The sequence below is a fragment of the Polaromonas aquatica genome (genome assembly GCF_042659145.1).
Taxonomy (GTDB): Bacteria; Pseudomonadota; Gammaproteobacteria; order Burkholderiales; family Burkholderiaceae_C; genus Polaromonas; species Polaromonas aquatica.
This window is the reverse complement of the sequence record NZ_JBHSRS010000004.1, coordinates 31,722-47,956: the sequence shown is the minus strand read 5'-3', so window position 1 is coordinate 47,956 and position 16,235 is coordinate 31,722. Positions and strand designations below refer to the sequence as shown.

The window sequence follows — 16,235 nt, the reverse complement described above, 5'->3', positions numbered from 1 at the left end:
AGCGAAGAAGCCGGAACCAGGGAAAAATAAAAAAAGGACGCCATGGAACCCCATGCGTCCTTTGCCCGACACAGCGTCGCGTTTATTCGATGCTGATCTTCGCGTCGTTGATCACTTTTTTCCAGCGCGCCGAGTCTTCCTTGTTGCGCTGCTTGATCTCGTCGCGCGTCAGGATCAGCGTCTCCACGCCCTGCACCGCCAGCAGGCTGCGGGCTTCTTCGGTGGAGAACACTTTTTTCGCTTGCGCAACCCATTTGTTGATCACTTCATTCGGCGTGCCGTTGGGCGCCACCAGGAACACCCACACACTGCCTTCATAACCGGGCAGGCCGGCTTCCGCAATCGTGGGCGTATCGGGAAGGGCGGACACGCGTTTTTTGGTCGTCACGCCCAGGGCCCTGAGTTTGCCAGATTTGATGTGCGGCAGCACCGCCGTGATCGGCGAGAACACCATGTCGATCTGGCCGGCCAGCAGGTCGCTGACCGCCAGCGAGGTACCCTTGTACGGCACGTGCACCATGTCCACCTTGGCCAGGGACTTGAACAGCTCCGCCGCCAGGTGGTGCGTGGTGCCGGCGCCGGCCGTGCCGAAGGTCAGCTTGCCCGGGTTGGCTTTGGCATACGCAATCAGTTCCGGCACCGTCTTCGCCATCACCTTGGCGCTGACCGTCAGCACCAGCGGTATGTCGGCCAGCGTCGCCACCGGCGTCAGCTCGCGCTCCACGTCGTAAGGCAGGCGCTTGTACAGCAGCGGCGCCACCGACCACAACTCATTCGGGATCACCATCAACGTGTAGCCGTCCGGCTTGGACTTGGCGACGTAACTCATGCCGATCTGGCCGCTCGCGCCCGGACGGTTTTCCACAATCACGCTCGCGCCGAAATCCGCGCCCATCTTGGAGGCCAGGTAGCGCGCCACATAATCCGTGCCGCCGCCCGCCGAATAGCCGTCGATGATGCGCACCGGGTGGTCGGGATAGGCGTCGGCCGCAATCGCCTGCGTGGCGAACACAAGGCCCGCGCCCAACAGCAGCAGCGTTTTCTGGATCATGGGGTGCATACACATACCTCTGAAAGAAAGAAAAGAAAAATGAAAGGAAGTTAAAGGAGAGGAGGGGAAAACGATGCCTTATGCGGCCAGCGCCAGCTGCGCCTCAAGGCCGCGCAAATACGCCAGCGTCGCCTCCAGCGACACCACGTCGGCATACTTGGCCTGCAGGTCAAACAGGCTTTGCTCATGCGCCGCCGCGGACCGGTCGCCCACGGCTTCCTTGACCACCATGGGCCGGAAGCCGTTCTGGCAGGCGTCCACCGCGCTGGCCCGCACACAACCGCTGGTCGAGGTGCCCACAATGATCAGCGTGTCGGCCCTGGCGGTGACCAGCCGTGAAATCAAGTCCGTCCCGAAAAAGCAGGACGCATATTTTTTATAGATCAGCGCATCCTGCGGCCCCATGGCCAGGCGCGGGTCCAGCTCATGCCCGTCACCGGCCGCCGCCAGGCTGGCCGTGCCTTTTTGCTTGAGCGCCCAGACACCCGCGTCGCGCAGCTGCGCATCGTCATAACGCACACTGGTAAAGATCACCGGAATGTCTTTCTGGTGCGCAAGCTCCAGCAAGGCATTGGTCGCCCTGATCTGGCCCGTCAGGTCCGCGCCCAGCGGGCGTTTGGCATCGGTAAAACCCCTGGTCAGGTCCACCACCAGCAGCGCCGGCCTGGCGCCAAAACCGATGGGAAACCCGAAGCCGCGCTCGCGAAAAAACTCGGCTTCGGAGACGGGGGAGGGTGGCGTGGTGGTCATGAAGGGAACGGGCTGTTGATGAAGTCATTTCATTACAGCACAGTGACTTCCACGCTGTCCAAGACAGATTGTGCTTGGGAGCCAGACAATTTTTGGCTACGCAAGCCCGGGGCCGGCGCCCCGGCAGCCATGGCCGGGCCTCAGGAGCGCGCGAAGTCCGGAATGCAAAAGCGCTTGCGATAAGCGCCTGGCGCCATGCCCGTGGTGCGTTTGAAGAGCCGGCGAAAAAAGGCCGGGTCTTCATAGCCCACGCGCCAGCTGATCTCGTCGACCGCCGCGTTACCTTGAGCGAACGCTCAGCCGACACGTCAGCAAACGCCAGGGGGTTGGGCACGCGTTGTGCAAACGCCAACTGGGGGACCAACTCCTGCATCTGGTCTTGCAGGAAGGCGACACCCAATTCGGGTGCATTCAGACACAGCAGCGCGTGCCCGCCAGGGGCCAGCAAGTCCGGCAGGCGGAGCATCAGGCGTGCGTAATCCTTGCTGGCAACGAAGCTGCCTTTCTCTTTCTGATAGCTGGGCGGGTCGAGAATGATGATCAGGTCATAGGGGCCGCCGCGAGTAACCGGCCCGGTCAATGTGATCGTCTGGAAAGCGCTGCGGGAACAGCAGCGCGACGAACTGCTCAAGTCACGCCTGCTCGCGGTCCATGGGGTCTGGCAGCGCGATGTGGAGAGCGGCGGCGAGGTGCGCCACCTGGTGGCCCGGCGCCTCAGGGACCTGACGCCCCTGCTGGGCCGGCTCGGCCAGCAAAGCGGCCAGAGCCGGGACTTTCACTGAAGCACTCCACTGCCAAGCACCCGCAGGCGCATTCGCACATGCACTCGGGTAAATACGCGCCACCCGCTGCCAAGGTCTACAACCCCCGCCACCCCGAGCAGACTTTGCTGTACCGCACGGTGGCCGAGCACTTTGAGACCTGGCTTGAGTTGGCCAGCGCGGGCCAGTTTGACGGCCAGGGCGACCACCACACGCCGCCAGCCTATGTGGAGCAAGCCTTTCGCAAATACCTCGAATGCGGCATCTTCGCCCACGGCTTTGCACGCGCCCGCTGCGACGACTGCGGGCATGACTTTTTGGTGGCCTTCTCCTGCAAAGGCCGTGGTGTGTGCCCCTCGTGCAACACCCGACGCATGGCCGAGACGGCGGCGCACCTGGCAGACCACGTCTTCCCCCGCCTGAGCGTGCGCCAGTGGGTGCTGTCGGTACCAAAGCGGTTGCGGTACTTTATGCAGCGTGACGGGGCGGCGCTGAACACGGCCCTGCGCATTTTCCTGCGGGTGGTACAGCACAGCCTGCATGAACACTGCCCCAGTGCGGCGCAGGCTGACAAAGCAAGCGTGCGTATCGGCGCAGTGGCCTTCATTCACCGCTTTGGCTCCAGCCTGAACACCCATGTGGCTATTCCTGCCCAACCCCTCGAAAAGGTAAAACGAGCAGGCGCTACGGGGCCTGCCCCTCGTCGGCAGCGTCGTCCTGCATGGCGCTGCGCCAGTAGTTGGGGTCGGCGAACTGTGCGGCCAACGCGTCGAGGTCGATGCCAGATTCCGTGTCGCTGAACTCGAAGCTGCCGAACAGGTTGACGTGCTGCCAGGCCACCGGTGAGACCTTCTTGACCAGTTCCGCCGCTTCGAGATCGCCGGCGGCCAGCTTTTGCTCATACACGCGCGACAGCAGCGCGGTGTTGTAGAAGATCACGGCGTTGGCAATCAATCGGGAGCATTCGTTCCAAATCTGCTGCTCCCCCTCGGTTTTCACGCGGAACTTTCCCGCGTTGACGTAGGCGATCGCTCGCCGAAACCGGTGATAGGCCTCGCCCCGGTTGAGCGCCTTTTGCACGCGCTGCCTCAACTGCACGTCGTCGATAAAGTTCACGATGTGCAGCGTGCGACAGATGTTGTCCAACTCCCACAGCGCCTTCTTGGTCTGGTTTTGCCGGGCATAGCTGGCCAACTTGCGCACAATCGTCGCCTGTGTCACATCCTTCTGTGCCAGCGACGCCATGATGCGCTGGATGTTGGGCCACTCCTTAACGATCAGCTCCTCGTAGACCTTGCGCGCCGGCTTGATGAGATGATCGCCGTAGTGCTTGGGGTTCTCGAACCCGACCAAGGTTCCGATCTTCTTGTGCAGGTCGCGGTAGCGTGGCGCGAAGCGGTAGCCGAAGGCGTGCAGCAGCCAGAAGTTCACCTGGTTCGTACCATGCGTGTCCGTAGAGTGCCGTGCCGGCCTGATCTGCGTGGTGTTGTTGTGCAGCAGGTCGAACACGTAGTGGCTCTCGTGTTCGTGGGTGCCGATGATCTTGGCGTTGATCGGCACGTGGTTGGCCACCAGCGTGTACGCGCTCACGCCCTTCTTTAGTCCGAAATACTTGCTGGAATACCTGGCGTTGATCGTATTGATCTGCGTCTCCATGCGCTGCCCGTCGCTGCTGGAATGCACTTCGCCGTGGATGTCGTAGAAATGGAACGCCGGCAGCGCCGCCGTTGCGTTGCAGATCGCGTCGTTGGCCGCATGCAGGGTCTGCCCCCGCAGAAAGTTGCGGGCGGTCGTCTCCAGCGAAGCGTGGCTGATACCACAGACCTCGGCCATCTTCCACAGCCCCATGTTGGTGCCCATGGCGACGATGCAGGCCAGCAAGGCCCGCGGGTCGGGGGCTTGCTTGACATAGCGGTCGAGCACGTGCGTGCAAGACTTGAGGAAGCCCGTTTTCCCCGCGACAAACCATAAGAGATCGGCGATGCCGATGCCCGACAGTTGACCGTAGAACGGGCTGTTGGTCGGCTCATCCTCGCTGGGATAGATCAATGTCCAGCGGCGATTGTCGGCACGGCCGGTGAGCTTGATGTGTTTGTTCTCGCCGCTGTCGATGCGCTGGTTGACCGAGGCGAACTTCGCTTCCAGCGTCTCGCGCAGGCTCGCCAGGGATTCCTCGATCGGCGCCATCAGCAACGGCGCGCCGATCTCTCGCAGCACCGCGTTCTTGTTTTTCCAGCGAGCATCGCTGATCAGGTCATCCTCGAAACGGCGGAACTCGTTGCTGTTCTTGACATAGACGTCGCCGGCCTCCAGCGCGTTGCGCACGAGGCGGTACACGAGGAATTCATAGCGATCGACCAGCAGCCTTTTCGGTGTTCCCTTCCCAGCCGGTGGCGTGAAGAGGTAGCGCCGCAGTCCTTTCGGAATGACGGCGTCGGGAAACCTGTCTCGGTTGATCTGGCTCGGCGGGACGCCGCGGCGCAGCAGATCCTGCAGGAAGACGAGCGCTTCCAGCAGCGGCGCATCCTCAACCCGGCCGGCGAATTCCAGGTCGGCGAACAAGTGCCGCAGGTTGCGCTTGAAGGCCATCGACTGGGCCGTGTAGTAGTCCCACTCGAAACCAATCTTGTCGAACTCGATGTTGCACATATAGTTCGACACCACCGGGAACTGCGCCGGCTCCAGCAGTGAAAAGGCCTGGGCCTTGACCTGGGCGAACGAGGCTTGCGCAGGGATGGCGGGATCGACGAACAGGTTGAGCACCTGTCCGGCTGCTTTGAGGTGTTCGCCGACATCGAGCAAGGTCTTTTGCGCCGCCTCTTCGGCCGCGCGCTTGGCCGCCTCCTCGTACTGGTCGACCAAGTGAATGAAGGCCTCGACCAGGTTGTCGTTGATCTGCCGAAGGCGGTGATAGGCGAAGCACAGCAGGTACAGCCGCACGGTCGGCAGCGCCATCCGGCGCAGTTTGTAGACGGTGTAGAACTGGACCAGCGAGGCAAAGTATTTGACGCTCTCGTTGGACAACCCGGTGGTCGCGAGAAAAGTCTGGGCAAACTCGTGCAACGGCCCGAAGCGCTTGCGCCGGGCGACCTCTTGGCGCAGTTGCTTGTTGCTGAAGTCTTTGGGCTCGTGTTTGAGGGTGCTGATCCGGTAGGTACCATCGTCGGCCTGCAGCAACTCATCCAGCGCCAACTGGACCTCGGCCGGCAGGGCTTGATCGAGTAGCTGCGTGATCCGCTTGCGCTCGCCGGTGACAGCGCGGCTGACAAGGTCCTGCAAGTAGGTGTAGCCGGGCGCGACCGTGCGTCGGTTCGCCAGATGCTGCAGCACTTCGCGCAGGATGTAGATGGGTTGCGTCGATAGCATGGCGAAGCGTTGCGCTTTACGTTCCAGCTCATCCTTCGCAGCGCCGTCGCATGGGTGATGCACGAACAACTGGAGGATGAGCCGTTGCTGTACGAGTCGGGTGGGCTTCGAAAACGGCCCGATGGCACCCAGCTCGCGTCCAGGAAAGTGACGCCGCAGAATGTGGTCGAGGTCGGCGCGTATGACCTCCAGCTCGTAGACGAAGAACTGCTGCTTCGCCTTGAAGTAGCCAAGCTGAAGCGCGAGATGGGCGGCCGCCGAGACGGTGCGCACGGCGCCGACCGCTTCGCTCTCAATCGGGCTCAGCTCGAAGTAGCGGCATCGCTCGTCCTCGGTGAAACACGGTAAGCCGTAGAGTTCCTCTATTTCTTCGGCGGTGAGGATCGAAAGGCGCCGCGACTGTGCCGTCATGCGCGGCACACAGGCGCGCCGATGGGCACGTTGTGCGGTCGCGCAGAGGCGGTCTGCTCAGTGCCGCTCATGTTCCCGGCGGAGCATGTGAGTAGAGGGTTGGACATTCAGGAGGTCGCTTCCTCGGAAAAATTAAACGTCACGCCAGCCAAATCGCTTTCGATGCTGCAGGCATTTTGTCATGCAGATGCGGCAATATTTCCGGCAGGCTGGCAGGGCCGTTCTTAGCTCCTTTGTGGTATAGTTTACCCATGAAGGAGAAGGCCAGAAAACCGCTTTATTTCGTGGCGGGCAGCTACAAGGATTTGATGGCTTTGCCTGCAGCGGTCCACAAGTTTTTCGGGTTTGCCCTGGATGCCGCGCAGTGCGGCGGCAGGCATGAGGCGGCAAAGGTGCTGCAAGGCTTTGGCAGCGCCGGTGTGCTGGAATTGGTGGAAGACAATGAAGGCGGCACTTACCGGGCGGTGTACACGGTACGCTTTGCCCAGGCGGTGTTCGTGCTGCATTGCTTCCAGAAGAAAAGCAAGCGGGGCATCGCCACACCGAAGGAAGATATCGACATTATTCGCGCCCGGCTGAAGGTGGCCGAGGCGATGGCAAGGAGAAAGGCGACATGATGAAACGACACGTCATTGATGGGGTAGAGGTATGGGAAGGCTCGGGCAACGTGTTTGCCGATCTTGGCCTGCCCGACGCCGAAGAACTCCAGATCAAGTCTGCCCTGGTCGGGGAAATCGCCAAGGCGATGCGTCGGCGTGGTTTGACGCAGCAGGCCGCGGCCGAGATTGTCGGCATTCCCCAGCCCAGGCTGTCGGCCGCGCTGCGGGGCGATTTCTCGAAGCTGTCGGAACGCAAACTGATGGACTCTCTGAACCGGCTGGGCTACGACATCGAGATCAAGGTGAAGCGTACACGCAAGGCGCTCGGGTGCCGGCAGTTGGCACTGGTCTGACACGGCCGAAAATGCTTGCAGGTAGCGCCTGAGCTGCTTGGTCAACGGCGCATGCTGCTCGTCAAGTTTCTTTCGATAGCGCGGCATTTTGCCAAAGCCTCCGGCCGCCACCTACTTTTCGCGCGTGGATGCAAGTCGCAAAGCAGGTTACCGCTGACGGGTGCTCGTAAAGGAACCCCACCTTTGCGCGACAATCTCTGCTTTTGAACGGCATCCGGAATCCAGCGACCATGAAACCCAGTCGAAACGATCCCTGCCCCTGCGGCAGCGGCAAGAAGTACAAGCAATGCTGCCTGCGCGAAAACGATGCGCCCGCTGTGGAGGAGTCCAGGGAGCACGATGGCGCTGTTTCGCGGGCGATCGATTGGCTGGTCACGCGCCACCGCAAGGCAATGCGTACGGCGTTTGACGGATTGCTCGATAGCCTGCTCATGAAAGAGTTTGCCGGCAAACTCGGACGGCTTGATGATGAGACCCTGAATGCCGTCCAGATCAACCTGACCGAGTGGTTGCTGGCCGAAGGGGAGATTCTCGTCAAAGGTGTTCACCGGCGCGTGCCCGACTACTTGCTCGGCCCCGAAGGGCCGCTGCTGGCCGTGGGCCAGCGCGATTGGCTGCAGCAACTGGCGCAGCGCCCGCTGCGCCTGTATGACGTGACCGATGTTGTAGCGGGCATGCAGATGACGCTGTGCGATGTGCTGGACCGTGAAGCCGCACCGGTTGTGGTGCGAGAACGCTCAGGCACCTGCGCGCTGGCGCCCGGCGCGCACATCGGATGTCGCCTCATGCGGGTGCGAGAGCACTTTGAACTGTCTGGCGCCGTTTACTCGTTCTCCATGCTGGCCGGGCAGGCTGTTGTCGACAGGTTGCGCGCCACTGCCGAAGAGTTCGGGCATCTACCAGACTTGGCGAATACGCTGGGCATGACCATCATGTCCGCATGGTTGCAACAGTTCGTGGTCCCGCCACCCATGCCTACCCTCATGGACGCCCATTCCGGTGAGTTCATGCTGCTGGTCACCGATCACTATCGAGTGATCGACTGGCAGGGGTTGGCAAACGCACTGGCCCATTGCCCCGACGTGCAGGGCGACCTGCAACACGGCTGGAACCGCCTCATCGAGTGCGAAGACGGACAGACGCGCTCCATCGCCACCATCAACCTTGGTAAGAGACAAGACAAAATTGAGGTTTTTTACAAAACGCAGACCGACGCCGACAAAGGCCGAGCTTGGTTCGATGCTTTGGCCAGCGCCGCGGTGACGTTTGTGGCGCGGGAAATGTCCGACCCCAAAGGCCTGATGGCCCATGCCGGCAAATCACCTGTGGCTGGCGCAGGTATGCCCGACCTCGATCCGCAGATGCTGGCCCAGGCCTTCGAGGGGGCGATCCGGCGCGCCTATGCCAACTGGGCCGATGAGCCCATTCCGGCACTGAACAACAAGACGCCCCGGCAGGCCATGCTAACGCCAGCGGGGTTGGAGCGTGTCAAAGGCTTGCTGCGCAGCTACGAAGCGGGTGAGGCAGCGCAAGCGTCACAACAAGGCCGTCCCCAGGTCTCCTACAACTTTTTGTGGGCCACTATTGGCGTGACGCGCTGATCGCAGGCGGCAGATGCAACTCGACATCTTTGAGCACAGTCGCGACGTCATGCTGCGAAACGACGTCGCTCATGCGCTTGAACGGCGCGATGGGGCCGCGGCGCGCGTGGCCTGGGACACTCTTGCCCGCGAATGTCCAGTCGATGAATGCCTGGCGTCATTGCTCGTGCTCGTCAAGGCGGTTGAAGGGTGGGGCCAGCCAGTGTTTCGCGATCACGATGCGCTGCGCCATGCGCGGCTAGCGCAGCAAAACGACATCGAGCCAGCAGCACAGCGCACCTTCGGAGACAAAGCCGCCACCGCCTGGCTTGATCCACTATGGCGGGAGCTGGCACAACGTGCCGCCCCACTGGCATTTCGCGCCGACCACGGCGAGGAGCATGCCGCGCCGCTGTGGCTGCGTGCTGGGGACTGGATGGCCGCGGCCGAGGCGGTAAAGCGCATCGAGTCGTGGCGCCGTATTCCGGCCCCGCTGGCCTGGATGGTGCAAGCCCGCCTGAAAGGGTATGGCCTGCAGGCGACATGGGGGATGCTGGCCGAATTGGCGTGGCTGTCGCCCCGGCGCCTGGACGAGCTTGTGGGGCACGCGTGCGATCCGCCTTTGCAGCAGTTGGTAGACAAGTTTGAATCGAGCTTCGACGGCGCGGGCGATGCCAGCGACCTGGCATGGTTTCCGGCCTGGGTGCTGACGGAGCGTCCCGGTCTGGCTGCCCCTATGGCCTTGGCGCAACCGTCACAACACAGCGCCCCTGAAAAAGCGCTGCGCGTGATGATCGAGTTGCTCGGCCTAGAGCGCCAAGGGCGGCATTATGACGTTGTAGCCCGGCGCAAGACCCTGCGAGACCTGCATGCGTCGCTGTACGCGGCTTATATGAGGGCACGCTGACCAGGCTACTTCCGAGTAGGTCAGTAAAGATCAAAATCGAACTCGGCTTCATCCAGCAGTTGCTTGTGGCGCCTGAGAGTTTTGAGCCAGTTTTTGGTCGCCTTGCGGTTGGCCAGCATGCGTATATCAAGGTGCAGTTGAGCCAGATCGGCCCGCAGCAGCCTGGCGTGCGGGTCAATCAGTTCGCACAGCTTTCGAGGTTCAATCCGGCGTGCCGATTGCAAGGCGAAATTGATGCGAAACCCGATCTCGACGTCGGCGATCTCGCTCTTCAATTGCGCCAATTGCTCATGCAACACTTTGTTGTAATGCTTCAATCGTTGGGCGTTGGCGTTGGCAATATGGTCGACATCCACTTGCTCGATTTGTAACTGCAACTGCAGCAATGTGAGCAGATCGTTGCTGGAATAGGCTTGGTTGCTGCGGCATGCCTCGATTTCGACGACGTCGATCTACTTGCACGGCGACGAGGTCAAGCGGGCTCGGCAGATGGATGCGGCATTCTCGGCGCCTTCCCGGTGACGCCACGCGCGAGGCCGAGTATGGCGCCCTGCCAACCGAACAGGTTAAAGTGCTGCGAAGCTACCGGCGAGACCTTCTTTGCGTAGCTGCGCCGCTTCGAGGACGCGAGCGGCCAAGATCTTCGGAACGACCGATCAAATCAGAGCATCTACCTGGGAAACGATATGGGATCGCGAGGCGAAAGTAAATCTGGATCAGCAAGGGATGCCGATATCTCACCTGAGGTCATTCGGCGCTATTCATCACCTCTCGCGCGAACGGCTGCACGAATTTGCGAGGAAGCGCTCCTCGAAGTCAGCCTAATCGTGCGCGGTGAAGACAGCCCCTCGCGCGGCATTGTGGCCACGCCCGACATGAGCGATGAAGCCAGGATGAAGCGTTGCCAGGCGTTGAGCGAGCCTGCAGCGGCGCTGGCCGTAGCGCTGCATAGAGGCGAACTGGACGACCCCTTTGCCGGATGGGAGATTTTGACGCGCTACGCCCGCGAGCTCGGCCCGCGCTACGTCAATATGGTCGCGGCGCATCCGGATCCCAGTGGCGGGACGACGGCGAGCAATGTACATACGTTCCTTCCACGCCTGACTCTCAATGGGGCATTCGTGGGCGAGCTGATCGCCGCCGAACCACCGGCATTTGCGCTCGGGCTGGCCGAGGAGCGCAAGCAGGCCGGCGGCTTGTTCGCGCTGCACCTCGATAAACCTCTACCCGAGAAGGTCGCAGGGCCTGGCTTCCAGTTCGGTCACTCGCTGCTCGGCACCGAACAGTACTTGATCGTGCACTTCAGCTTCGAGTTCTATGGGTTCGCGAAGTACGACGTATTGGTCAACCCAAGTTCGCCAGTCGTGCGGGCTGTTTTGCAAAAGATGGTCGAGACCGGAGAGTATCAATTCTTCGCGTTCGACCGGAGTGGACACGCCACGGTGTTCAAGTCCGACCCGGCACAAGGGGACCTTGCTGGCCTCCAAACTAACTGGCCCAGAATTGTCCAGGCCGATACGACCGAAGCCCAGTATGCTTCGGCTGCCGCCTCATTCGGCCGTCGGTTTCCGGAAGGTGTACTCCTGGCCTGGGTCTGTCGTGATGAACTGGCTTATCTGGACCTGGCGCACGATCGACTTGAGCTGACGCCATCTAGATGATTTCGCTCGTTTTACCTTTTCGAGGGGTTGGGCAGGAATAGCCCTTCTGCGCAACGACCCGTCGCGGTCATGTGGGCATAGAAGGATCGCAGGGCAGTGGCAGCCGTCGCGATGGACGCCCGGCACCAACCCTGCACGCCTCTCATCGACAAGAAGGCATCCACTTGGTGCAAGGTGGCGTCTTCGGCACCACAGTGTTGCTCGGCGAGCCAGGTCAGGAATGCTCGAACATGCCAGCAGCGGTTGTTGATGGTGATCGGGGACAAGCCACGCTCTCGCTGCATGTGCCTGGCAAACTCGTCAATGAGATCAGTGCCGGCCCCGGGCTTCGCAGGCGGCAAATGCAGGCGCCCCATGAATCGCAGCCAGTCGGTGGCTACTTGCACGAATCTCTGACGCCGACCGGGTGAGATGCTGCGGCCGCGTCGTCGGTGATGCCGGACCCAACGATCGGCAACCGAGGCGACCTCCTCGGGCGTGACGGCCCTCGTACCGCTGACGTCCAGGCGCTGCGCGACGACCAGGAGCTCACTCGCCAGGTTTGAAACCGAATCTCTCGTGGCCCCCGACGCTGCGAAGTGCGCGGCAAAGCGGTCTCGCTCCTCGGCCGCCGGTCCATCGAGATGCCGGGCCAGGACGCGCGAATACCGATACAGATTCTCGAACATGATCGGATCCCCTTATGAAGTGAAGGGACCCGACTCTACGCCGCCGGTGAAATTTATGTGGTGCTCAGCGACGGGCCTCCCGAGGGCGACGCCGCCGGCCGCCACATATGGACCAACGCCACATTATGCAGAGAGTCTTTAGCCTGGCGGCCGCGGCGCGCAGGCGCTGATCAACGCCGGAGGACTTCTTCCGCGGCCGGTAGGCTAAAGATCCCGTTGAACTGAACCGCCACTGAAGCGGTGGTGCGCTATGGGTATTGAATCAGCGCGGACTTGTCGGAACGCGAGACGCAGACACGAGAAGCTGGAGCGAACTGCAGCCAGAGCTGTGCTTTCTTGAGCTTGCACCGAGGAACCGGGGGCTGCGGCGCGTGTAATGGCCATGCCAGGTGGGCGTGGCCAGAAATTCTCACCAGCGATATGCGTGGGCAAGCAAAAGGCCCCCCCTCGCTACGAGAAACGAGTCGAGCAACGTTGGAAATGACGGCGGGATTGGTGTTCATGAAGTATTCGCCGGTGGGCCGCGCGGCAAGGTTCCCGGCAGGAAGGATTCGATGCGCACCATCTGGCCACGCCCGCAATGCGGGCAGTCGCGCAGCGACACGCCAGTCAGGCGCTGGTAGCGGTCCCGGTAGTCCAGCGCTGCATCGGGCAACGCCACGACCGGCGCGGGCGCTGCCAGCAATTGGCGACAATGATCCAGCTTGACCTCGCGGTAGCGGTTGGCCAGCAGCCCGTAGTGGCGGATGCGCTGGAACCCTGAGGGCAGGACATGCAGCAGGAAGCGGCGCGTGAACTCCTGGGCATCCAGGCGCATGGTCTTGTGGCGCGACTCGTGGCGGTAGTCCTTCCAGGCAAAGGTGACTGCACCATCGCTGAACTCAAGCAGGCGATTGTTGGAGATCGCCACCCGATGGGTGTAGCGCCCGAGGTAGTCCAGCACCTGGTGGGGGCCGCCGAAAGGCGGCTTGGCGTAGACCACCCACTCGGCGTGCGCTGCGGGAGCCAGGTAGCTGGCGAAAGCAACGCGATTGTGTAGTGCTTCGAGGCGGTTGAAGAAGTTCAGCTCACCGCGATCAAAGGCCTGCTGCAACTGCGCGAGGAACAGGCGGCGAAACAGCCTGGAGAGCACCCGCACCGGCAGGAAGAAACCGGGACGGCAAGAGACCCAGCGCACGCCGTCCGGGGAGATCCCACCGCCGGGCACCACGCAGTGCAGATGCGGGTGATGCAGCAGGTTCTGTCCCCAGGTGTGCAGGATGGCGATGAAGCCAATCTCCACGCCCAGGTGCTTGGGGTCGGCGGCGATGGTGCGCAAGGTCTCGGAGGTAGCGTGAAACAGGATGTCGTACACGACGGCCTTGTTCTGGTAGGCGATCGCGGCGACCTCCTGCGGCACGGTGAAGACGACGTGGAAATATTCGACCGGCAGGAGTTCGGCCTGGCGATCCTGCAGCCACTGCGCGCGTACCAGCGACTGACACTTCGGACAATGGCGATCCCTACAACTGTTGAAAGAGATGCGCTGGTACCCACATTCATTGCACTGCTCGACGTGGCCACCCAGGGCCGCGGTGCGGCAGCGCTCGATGGCACGCATGACGCGGCGCTGTCCACCGCTGAGGGCATCAGCGTGATCCTGACGGTAGGCAGGCCCGACCTGGCGGAAGATGTCCGCCACCTCGAGCCGGGTGGCTCGCATCGCCGCCGGCTCAGAACACCGGGGGCGGACTCGGCTCGGACGGCGGCGGCGCGACCTCAGGCAACAGATCCAACGGGCTGGTCGTCGCGCACACCGTGCTGGTCGCGACCTTCAGGTAGCGCGAGGTGGTCGTCAAGCTGCGATGTCCCAGCAGCAGTTGGATGCGGCCACGTCGGTGCCGGCTTCCAGCAGATGCGTGGCGAACGCGTGGCGCAGGGAGTGCGGGGTGATCGGCTTGCCGATGCCGGCGGCGCGGTGTGCCTTCTGACAGGCACTTTCTACGGCAAAGCGCGTGATCGGCTGACCGGGGATGTCGCCCGGAAACAGCCAGGTCTTGGGGCGCACGACCTTCCAGTATTCGCGCAGCGCCTCCAGCAACCGCGGCGAGAGCATCACGTAGCGGTCGTGGCGGCCCTTGCCCTGGTCGATTCGGATAACCATGCGCTGGCTGTCAATGTCGGTAACTTTGAGGTGCGTGGCCTCGGACACGCGCAGGCCGGCGGCATAGGCGGTCGTGAGAATCGTGCGGTGCTTGAGGCTGTCGACGCAGGCCAGGAAATGCGCGACTTCCCCGGGGCTGAGCACGACCGGAAGCTTGAACGGCTTCTTGGGCATCGGGATGTCGTCCGGCGCCCAGTTCTGCTTGAGCGTCACGCTGTACAGGAAACGCAGTGCCGCCGTCGCGATGCTGACTGTGCCCGGAGCGAGCTTGCGGGTCTTCGTCAGATGCACCTGATAGGCCCGAACCTGCTCCGGTCCGAGCTCCTCTGGCGAGCGGTGAAAGTGTCTCGCATAGAGCGAGACCTGTTGCAGGTAGGACAGTTGCGTGTTGTCGGCGAGGTTGCGAATGCTCATGTCCTCGAGCATCCGTTGGCGTAGCGGTGTCATGGCAATACTCCTGTACGGATTGAAGGGATGAATTGCTGCGAGCAGCAACTCCATCGTTCCGAAACGGGAGCGAAATGCAAATATTCGCCGCCAACGCCCAACTGGCGGTCGCGTGCCAGCTAGCGCGTAAGCGGTTTAGTTCTAGGCATGAGATGTGGTCGACCACATCTCATGCCAAAGTACCACTGCTGGCCTTTGCGGGTCTGGTGCATCTCGGGGTCGCGTGCCCTGTCCGCGTTCTTGGTCGAGCTGGGCGCGCCGATGATGGTGGCATCCACGATGGTGCCGGTGTTGACCTTGAAACCTTTGCCTTGCAGCACAAGGCCTACCTGAGCAAACAGGGCTTCACCGAGCTTGTTGTCATTGAGTAGGCGGCGAAACTTGAGCATCGTGGTGGCATCGGGCACGGGTTCGCGGCCCAGATCGATACCGGCAAAGCGGCGCAGGCTGGCACTGTCGTAGAGGGCATCTTCGCAGGCCAGATCGGCCAGGTTGAACCAGTGCTGGATGAAGTGGTGCGCAGCATGCGCTCAAGACCAATGGGTGGGCGGCCGTTGCCGGCCTTGGGGTAGTGCGGCTCGATGACTTCGCACAGCGCTGCCCACGGCACGATGGTCTCCATGGTCTTGAGGAACTCGTCCCGTCGCGTGGGCTTGCGGTATTGCTCGTATCCCGATCCCTGATCGGCTGCCATGGCAAGGGTTTGTTGTTTCATCGTAAGCGCTCTTTTAACCCCGTCCTTCCCTTGAAGCCGTAAGCGCGATAAACCCATACGTTTCAACAAAGGAGCATGCAATGGGTATCAGCAAGGGCAAGTGGCAAGAACAATTAAAGGTGGCCGAGGCGTCAGGCATGAGCTTGGCGGGGTACGCGTCGCAGCACGGCATCAAGGTGCGCAGTCTGTACGACGCGCGACGCTCGCGGTCGAAGGTGAAGGCGGTGCCGGGCGAGCGAGCATCGGCATTCGTGCGGGTCAAGCTCAAGCCCAAGTCGGCGGTCAGAGTCACGCCAGACGTTCATCAAATCGGCGCTGTCGCCCCGTTTGCGATGAAGGCACGGCTTGGCAACGGCGTGGTGCTCAGTTGGACGCACGCAGCGCCCGGTGGCCAGGCGCTGACAAGCCTGCTGCGCACCCTTGCGGAGCTGCCATGTTTCGTCTGAACTCGAATCTGGCGGTGTATCTGCACCGCGAAGCGATCGACTTTCGCAAGAGCATCAACGGCCTGGCCGCACTCGTCGAGCACGAACTCGGGCTCGATCCATTTGCGCAGGCGGCCTATGTCTTTGGCAACCGCAGGAAGGATCGCATCAAGATTTTGGGCTGGAGCCGCAACGGATTCTGGCTGCTGCACAAGCGCCTGGAGAGCGAACGATTCGTGTGGCCGCGCGAGAACGCGCGTGTGATTGAGCTCACCGTGGAGCAGCTGCACTGGCTGCTCGAAGGCATCGATCTGGCGGCCATGCGCGGCCACGAAATAGTGCGCTACCAACGCGCGGCTTGAGGGAACTTCCAGCCATTGCCCGCAATCGAATTGGGC

Annotated in this window: 15 protein-coding genes and 4 pseudogenes; 9 read left to right on the top strand and 10 right to left on the bottom strand. The window is 62.1% G+C overall.

The window, feature by feature from the left end:
• Positions 1–82: 82 nt before the first annotated feature.
• The 4 genes and pseudogenes from ACFQND_RS02105 to ACFQND_RS02090 form a co-directional block, all read right to left on the bottom strand.
• Positions 83–1,060 carry a Bug family tripartite tricarboxylate transporter substrate binding protein gene (locus ACFQND_RS02105; RefSeq protein WP_371437990.1) on the bottom strand — a complete coding sequence of 326 codons (978 nt, stop codon included), beginning with the start codon at positions 1,058–1,060 and terminating at the stop codon, positions 83–85.
• Between the two features lie 69 nt (positions 1,061–1,129).
• Positions 1,130–1,801, bottom strand: coding sequence for an isochorismatase family protein (locus tag ACFQND_RS02100; RefSeq protein ID WP_371437989.1), 672 nt, complete (start codon positions 1,799–1,801; stop codon positions 1,130–1,132).
• A gap of 140 nt (positions 1,802–1,941) precedes the next feature.
• Positions 1,942–2,052 (bottom strand): hypothetical protein, encoded by a 111-nt coding sequence (locus ACFQND_RS02095; RefSeq protein WP_371437988.1) that lies wholly within the window; start codon positions 2,050–2,052, stop codon positions 1,942–1,944.
• Between the two features lie 29 nt (positions 2,053–2,081).
• Positions 2,082–2,375, bottom strand: a pseudogene (locus ACFQND_RS02090) (class I SAM-dependent methyltransferase); the annotation flags it as partial.
• On the opposite strand from ACFQND_RS02090, the pseudogene ACFQND_RS02085 reads away from it, so the two are divergent.
• Positions 2,368–2,583: pseudogene (locus ACFQND_RS02085) on the top strand (hypothetical protein); the annotation flags it as partial. The pseudogenes ACFQND_RS02090 and ACFQND_RS02085 sit on opposite strands and share 8 nt — an antisense overlap.
• 38 nt (positions 2,584–2,621) lie before the next feature.
• A pseudogene (locus tag ACFQND_RS02080) lies at positions 2,622–3,266 on the top strand (transposase zinc-binding domain-containing protein); the annotation flags it as partial.
• Here ACFQND_RS02080 and ACFQND_RS02075 read toward each other — a convergent pair.
• Positions 3,247–6,339, bottom strand: a complete 3,093-nt coding sequence (locus tag ACFQND_RS02075) for a Tn3 family transposase (RefSeq protein ID WP_371438019.1) — start codon at positions 6,337–6,339, stop codon at positions 3,247–3,249. The pseudogene ACFQND_RS02080 and the gene ACFQND_RS02075 sit on opposite strands and share 20 nt — an antisense overlap.
• A gap of 251 nt (positions 6,340–6,590) precedes the next feature.
• Between ACFQND_RS02075 and ACFQND_RS02070 the strand changes: the two genes are divergently transcribed.
• The 4 genes from ACFQND_RS02070 (at position 6,591) to ACFQND_RS02055 (ending at position 9,778) form a co-directional block, all read left to right on the top strand.
• Complete coding sequence (locus ACFQND_RS02070) at positions 6,591–6,956, top strand: type II toxin-antitoxin system RelE/ParE family toxin (protein WP_371437987.1); 366 nt, start codon at positions 6,591–6,593, stop codon at positions 6,954–6,956.
• Positions 6,956–7,291 carry a helix-turn-helix domain-containing protein gene (locus tag ACFQND_RS02065; protein ID WP_371438018.1) on the top strand — a complete coding sequence of 112 codons (336 nt, stop codon included), beginning with the start codon at positions 6,956–6,958 and terminating at the stop codon, positions 7,289–7,291. The genes ACFQND_RS02070 and ACFQND_RS02065 overlap by 1 nt, the downstream gene beginning before the upstream one ends.
• 230 nt (positions 7,292–7,521) lie before the next feature.
• Complete coding sequence (locus ACFQND_RS02060) at positions 7,522–8,892, top strand: SEC-C metal-binding domain-containing protein (RefSeq protein ID WP_371437986.1); 1,371 nt, start codon at positions 7,522–7,524, stop codon at positions 8,890–8,892.
• Between the two features lie 13 nt (positions 8,893–8,905).
• Positions 8,906–9,778 (top strand): hypothetical protein, encoded by an 873-nt coding sequence (locus tag ACFQND_RS02055; protein ID WP_371437985.1) that lies wholly within the window; start codon positions 8,906–8,908, stop codon positions 9,776–9,778.
• A 20-nt stretch (positions 9,779–9,798) separates the two neighbouring features.
• On the opposite strand, the gene ACFQND_RS02050 is transcribed toward ACFQND_RS02055, so the two are convergent.
• Positions 9,799–10,134, bottom strand: a complete 336-nt coding sequence (locus ACFQND_RS02050) for a hypothetical protein (protein WP_371437984.1) — start codon at positions 10,132–10,134, stop codon at positions 9,799–9,801.
• Positions 10,135–10,464: 330 nt separating this feature from the next.
• On the opposite strand from ACFQND_RS02050, the gene ACFQND_RS02045 reads away from it, so the two are divergent.
• Positions 10,465–11,439 (top strand): hypothetical protein, encoded by a 975-nt coding sequence (locus tag ACFQND_RS02045; RefSeq protein WP_371437983.1) that lies wholly within the window; start codon positions 10,465–10,467, stop codon positions 11,437–11,439.
• A gap of 11 nt (positions 11,440–11,450) precedes the next feature.
• Here the strand turns inward: ACFQND_RS02045 and ACFQND_RS02040 are convergent, their stop codons facing one another.
• From ACFQND_RS02040 to ACFQND_RS02025, 4 genes and pseudogenes are all read right to left on the bottom strand, one after another.
• Complete coding sequence (locus ACFQND_RS02040; RefSeq protein ID WP_377412144.1) at positions 11,451–12,107, bottom strand: site-specific integrase; 657 nt, start codon at positions 12,105–12,107, stop codon at positions 11,451–11,453.
• 499 nt (positions 12,108–12,606) lie between these two features.
• Entirely contained in the window at positions 12,607–13,809 is a 1,203-nt protein-coding gene (locus ACFQND_RS02035; protein WP_377412141.1) for an IS91 family transposase, read from the bottom strand.
• Positions 13,810–13,941: 132 nt separating this feature from the next.
• Complete coding sequence (locus tag ACFQND_RS02030; RefSeq protein WP_377412139.1) at positions 13,942–14,697, bottom strand: tyrosine-type recombinase/integrase; 756 nt, start codon at positions 14,695–14,697, stop codon at positions 13,942–13,944.
• A 167-nt stretch (positions 14,698–14,864) separates the two neighbouring features.
• A pseudogene (locus ACFQND_RS02025) lies at positions 14,865–15,412 on the bottom strand (IS5 family transposase); the annotation flags it as partial.
• Between the two features lie 80 nt (positions 15,413–15,492).
• Here ACFQND_RS02025 and tnpA point away from each other — a divergent pair.
• Positions 15,493–15,858: an IS66 family insertion sequence element accessory protein TnpA gene (tnpA, locus tag ACFQND_RS02020; protein ID WP_377412136.1), complete on the top strand. Its 366-nt coding sequence runs from the start codon at positions 15,493–15,495 to the stop codon at positions 15,856–15,858.
• Positions 15,846–16,199, top strand: a complete 354-nt coding sequence (tnpB, locus tag ACFQND_RS02015) for an IS66 family insertion sequence element accessory protein TnpB (protein ID WP_377412133.1) — start codon at positions 15,846–15,848, stop codon at positions 16,197–16,199. The genes tnpA and tnpB overlap by 13 nt, the downstream gene beginning before the upstream one ends.
• Positions 16,200–16,235 lie beyond the last annotated feature (36 nt).

What these genes read in the sequence shown, in the direction of transcription:
- ACFQND_RS02105 (WP_371437990.1), bottom strand. Translation starts at nt 1,060, where the DNA reads ATGCACCCCATGATCCAGAAAACGCTGCTGCTGTTGGGCGCGGGCCTT.
- ACFQND_RS02100 (WP_371437989.1), bottom strand. Translation starts at nt 1,801, where the DNA reads ATGACCACCACGCCACCCTCCCCCGTCTCCGAAGCCGAGTTTTTTCGC.
- ACFQND_RS02075 (WP_371438019.1), bottom strand. Translation starts at nt 6,339, where the DNA reads ATGACGGCACAGTCGCGGCGCCTTTCGATCCTCACCGCCGAAGAAATA.
- ACFQND_RS02070 (WP_371437987.1), top strand. Translation starts at nt 6,591, where the DNA reads ATGAAGGAGAAGGCCAGAAAACCGCTTTATTTCGTGGCGGGCAGCTAC.
- ACFQND_RS02065 (WP_371438018.1), top strand. Translation starts at nt 6,956, where the DNA reads ATGAAACGACACGTCATTGATGGGGTAGAGGTATGGGAAGGCTCGGGC.
- ACFQND_RS02060 (WP_371437986.1), top strand. Translation starts at nt 7,522, where the DNA reads ATGAAACCCAGTCGAAACGATCCCTGCCCCTGCGGCAGCGGCAAGAAG.
- ACFQND_RS02055 (WP_371437985.1), top strand. Translation starts at nt 8,906, where the DNA reads ATGCAACTCGACATCTTTGAGCACAGTCGCGACGTCATGCTGCGAAAC.
- ACFQND_RS02045 (WP_371437983.1), top strand. Translation starts at nt 10,465, where the DNA reads ATGGGATCGCGAGGCGAAAGTAAATCTGGATCAGCAAGGGATGCCGAT.
- ACFQND_RS02040 (WP_377412144.1), bottom strand. Translation starts at nt 12,107, where the DNA reads ATGTTCGAGAATCTGTATCGGTATTCGCGCGTCCTGGCCCGGCATCTC.
- ACFQND_RS02035 (WP_377412141.1), bottom strand. Translation starts at nt 13,809, where the DNA reads ATGCGAGCCACCCGGCTCGAGGTGGCGGACATCTTCCGCCAGGTCGGG.
- ACFQND_RS02030 (WP_377412139.1), bottom strand. Translation starts at nt 14,697, where the DNA reads ATGACACCGCTACGCCAACGGATGCTCGAGGACATGAGCATTCGCAAC.
- tnpA (WP_377412136.1), top strand. Translation starts at nt 15,493, where the DNA reads ATGGGTATCAGCAAGGGCAAGTGGCAAGAACAATTAAAGGTGGCCGAG.
- tnpB (WP_377412133.1), top strand. Translation starts at nt 15,846, where the DNA reads ATGTTTCGTCTGAACTCGAATCTGGCGGTGTATCTGCACCGCGAAGCG.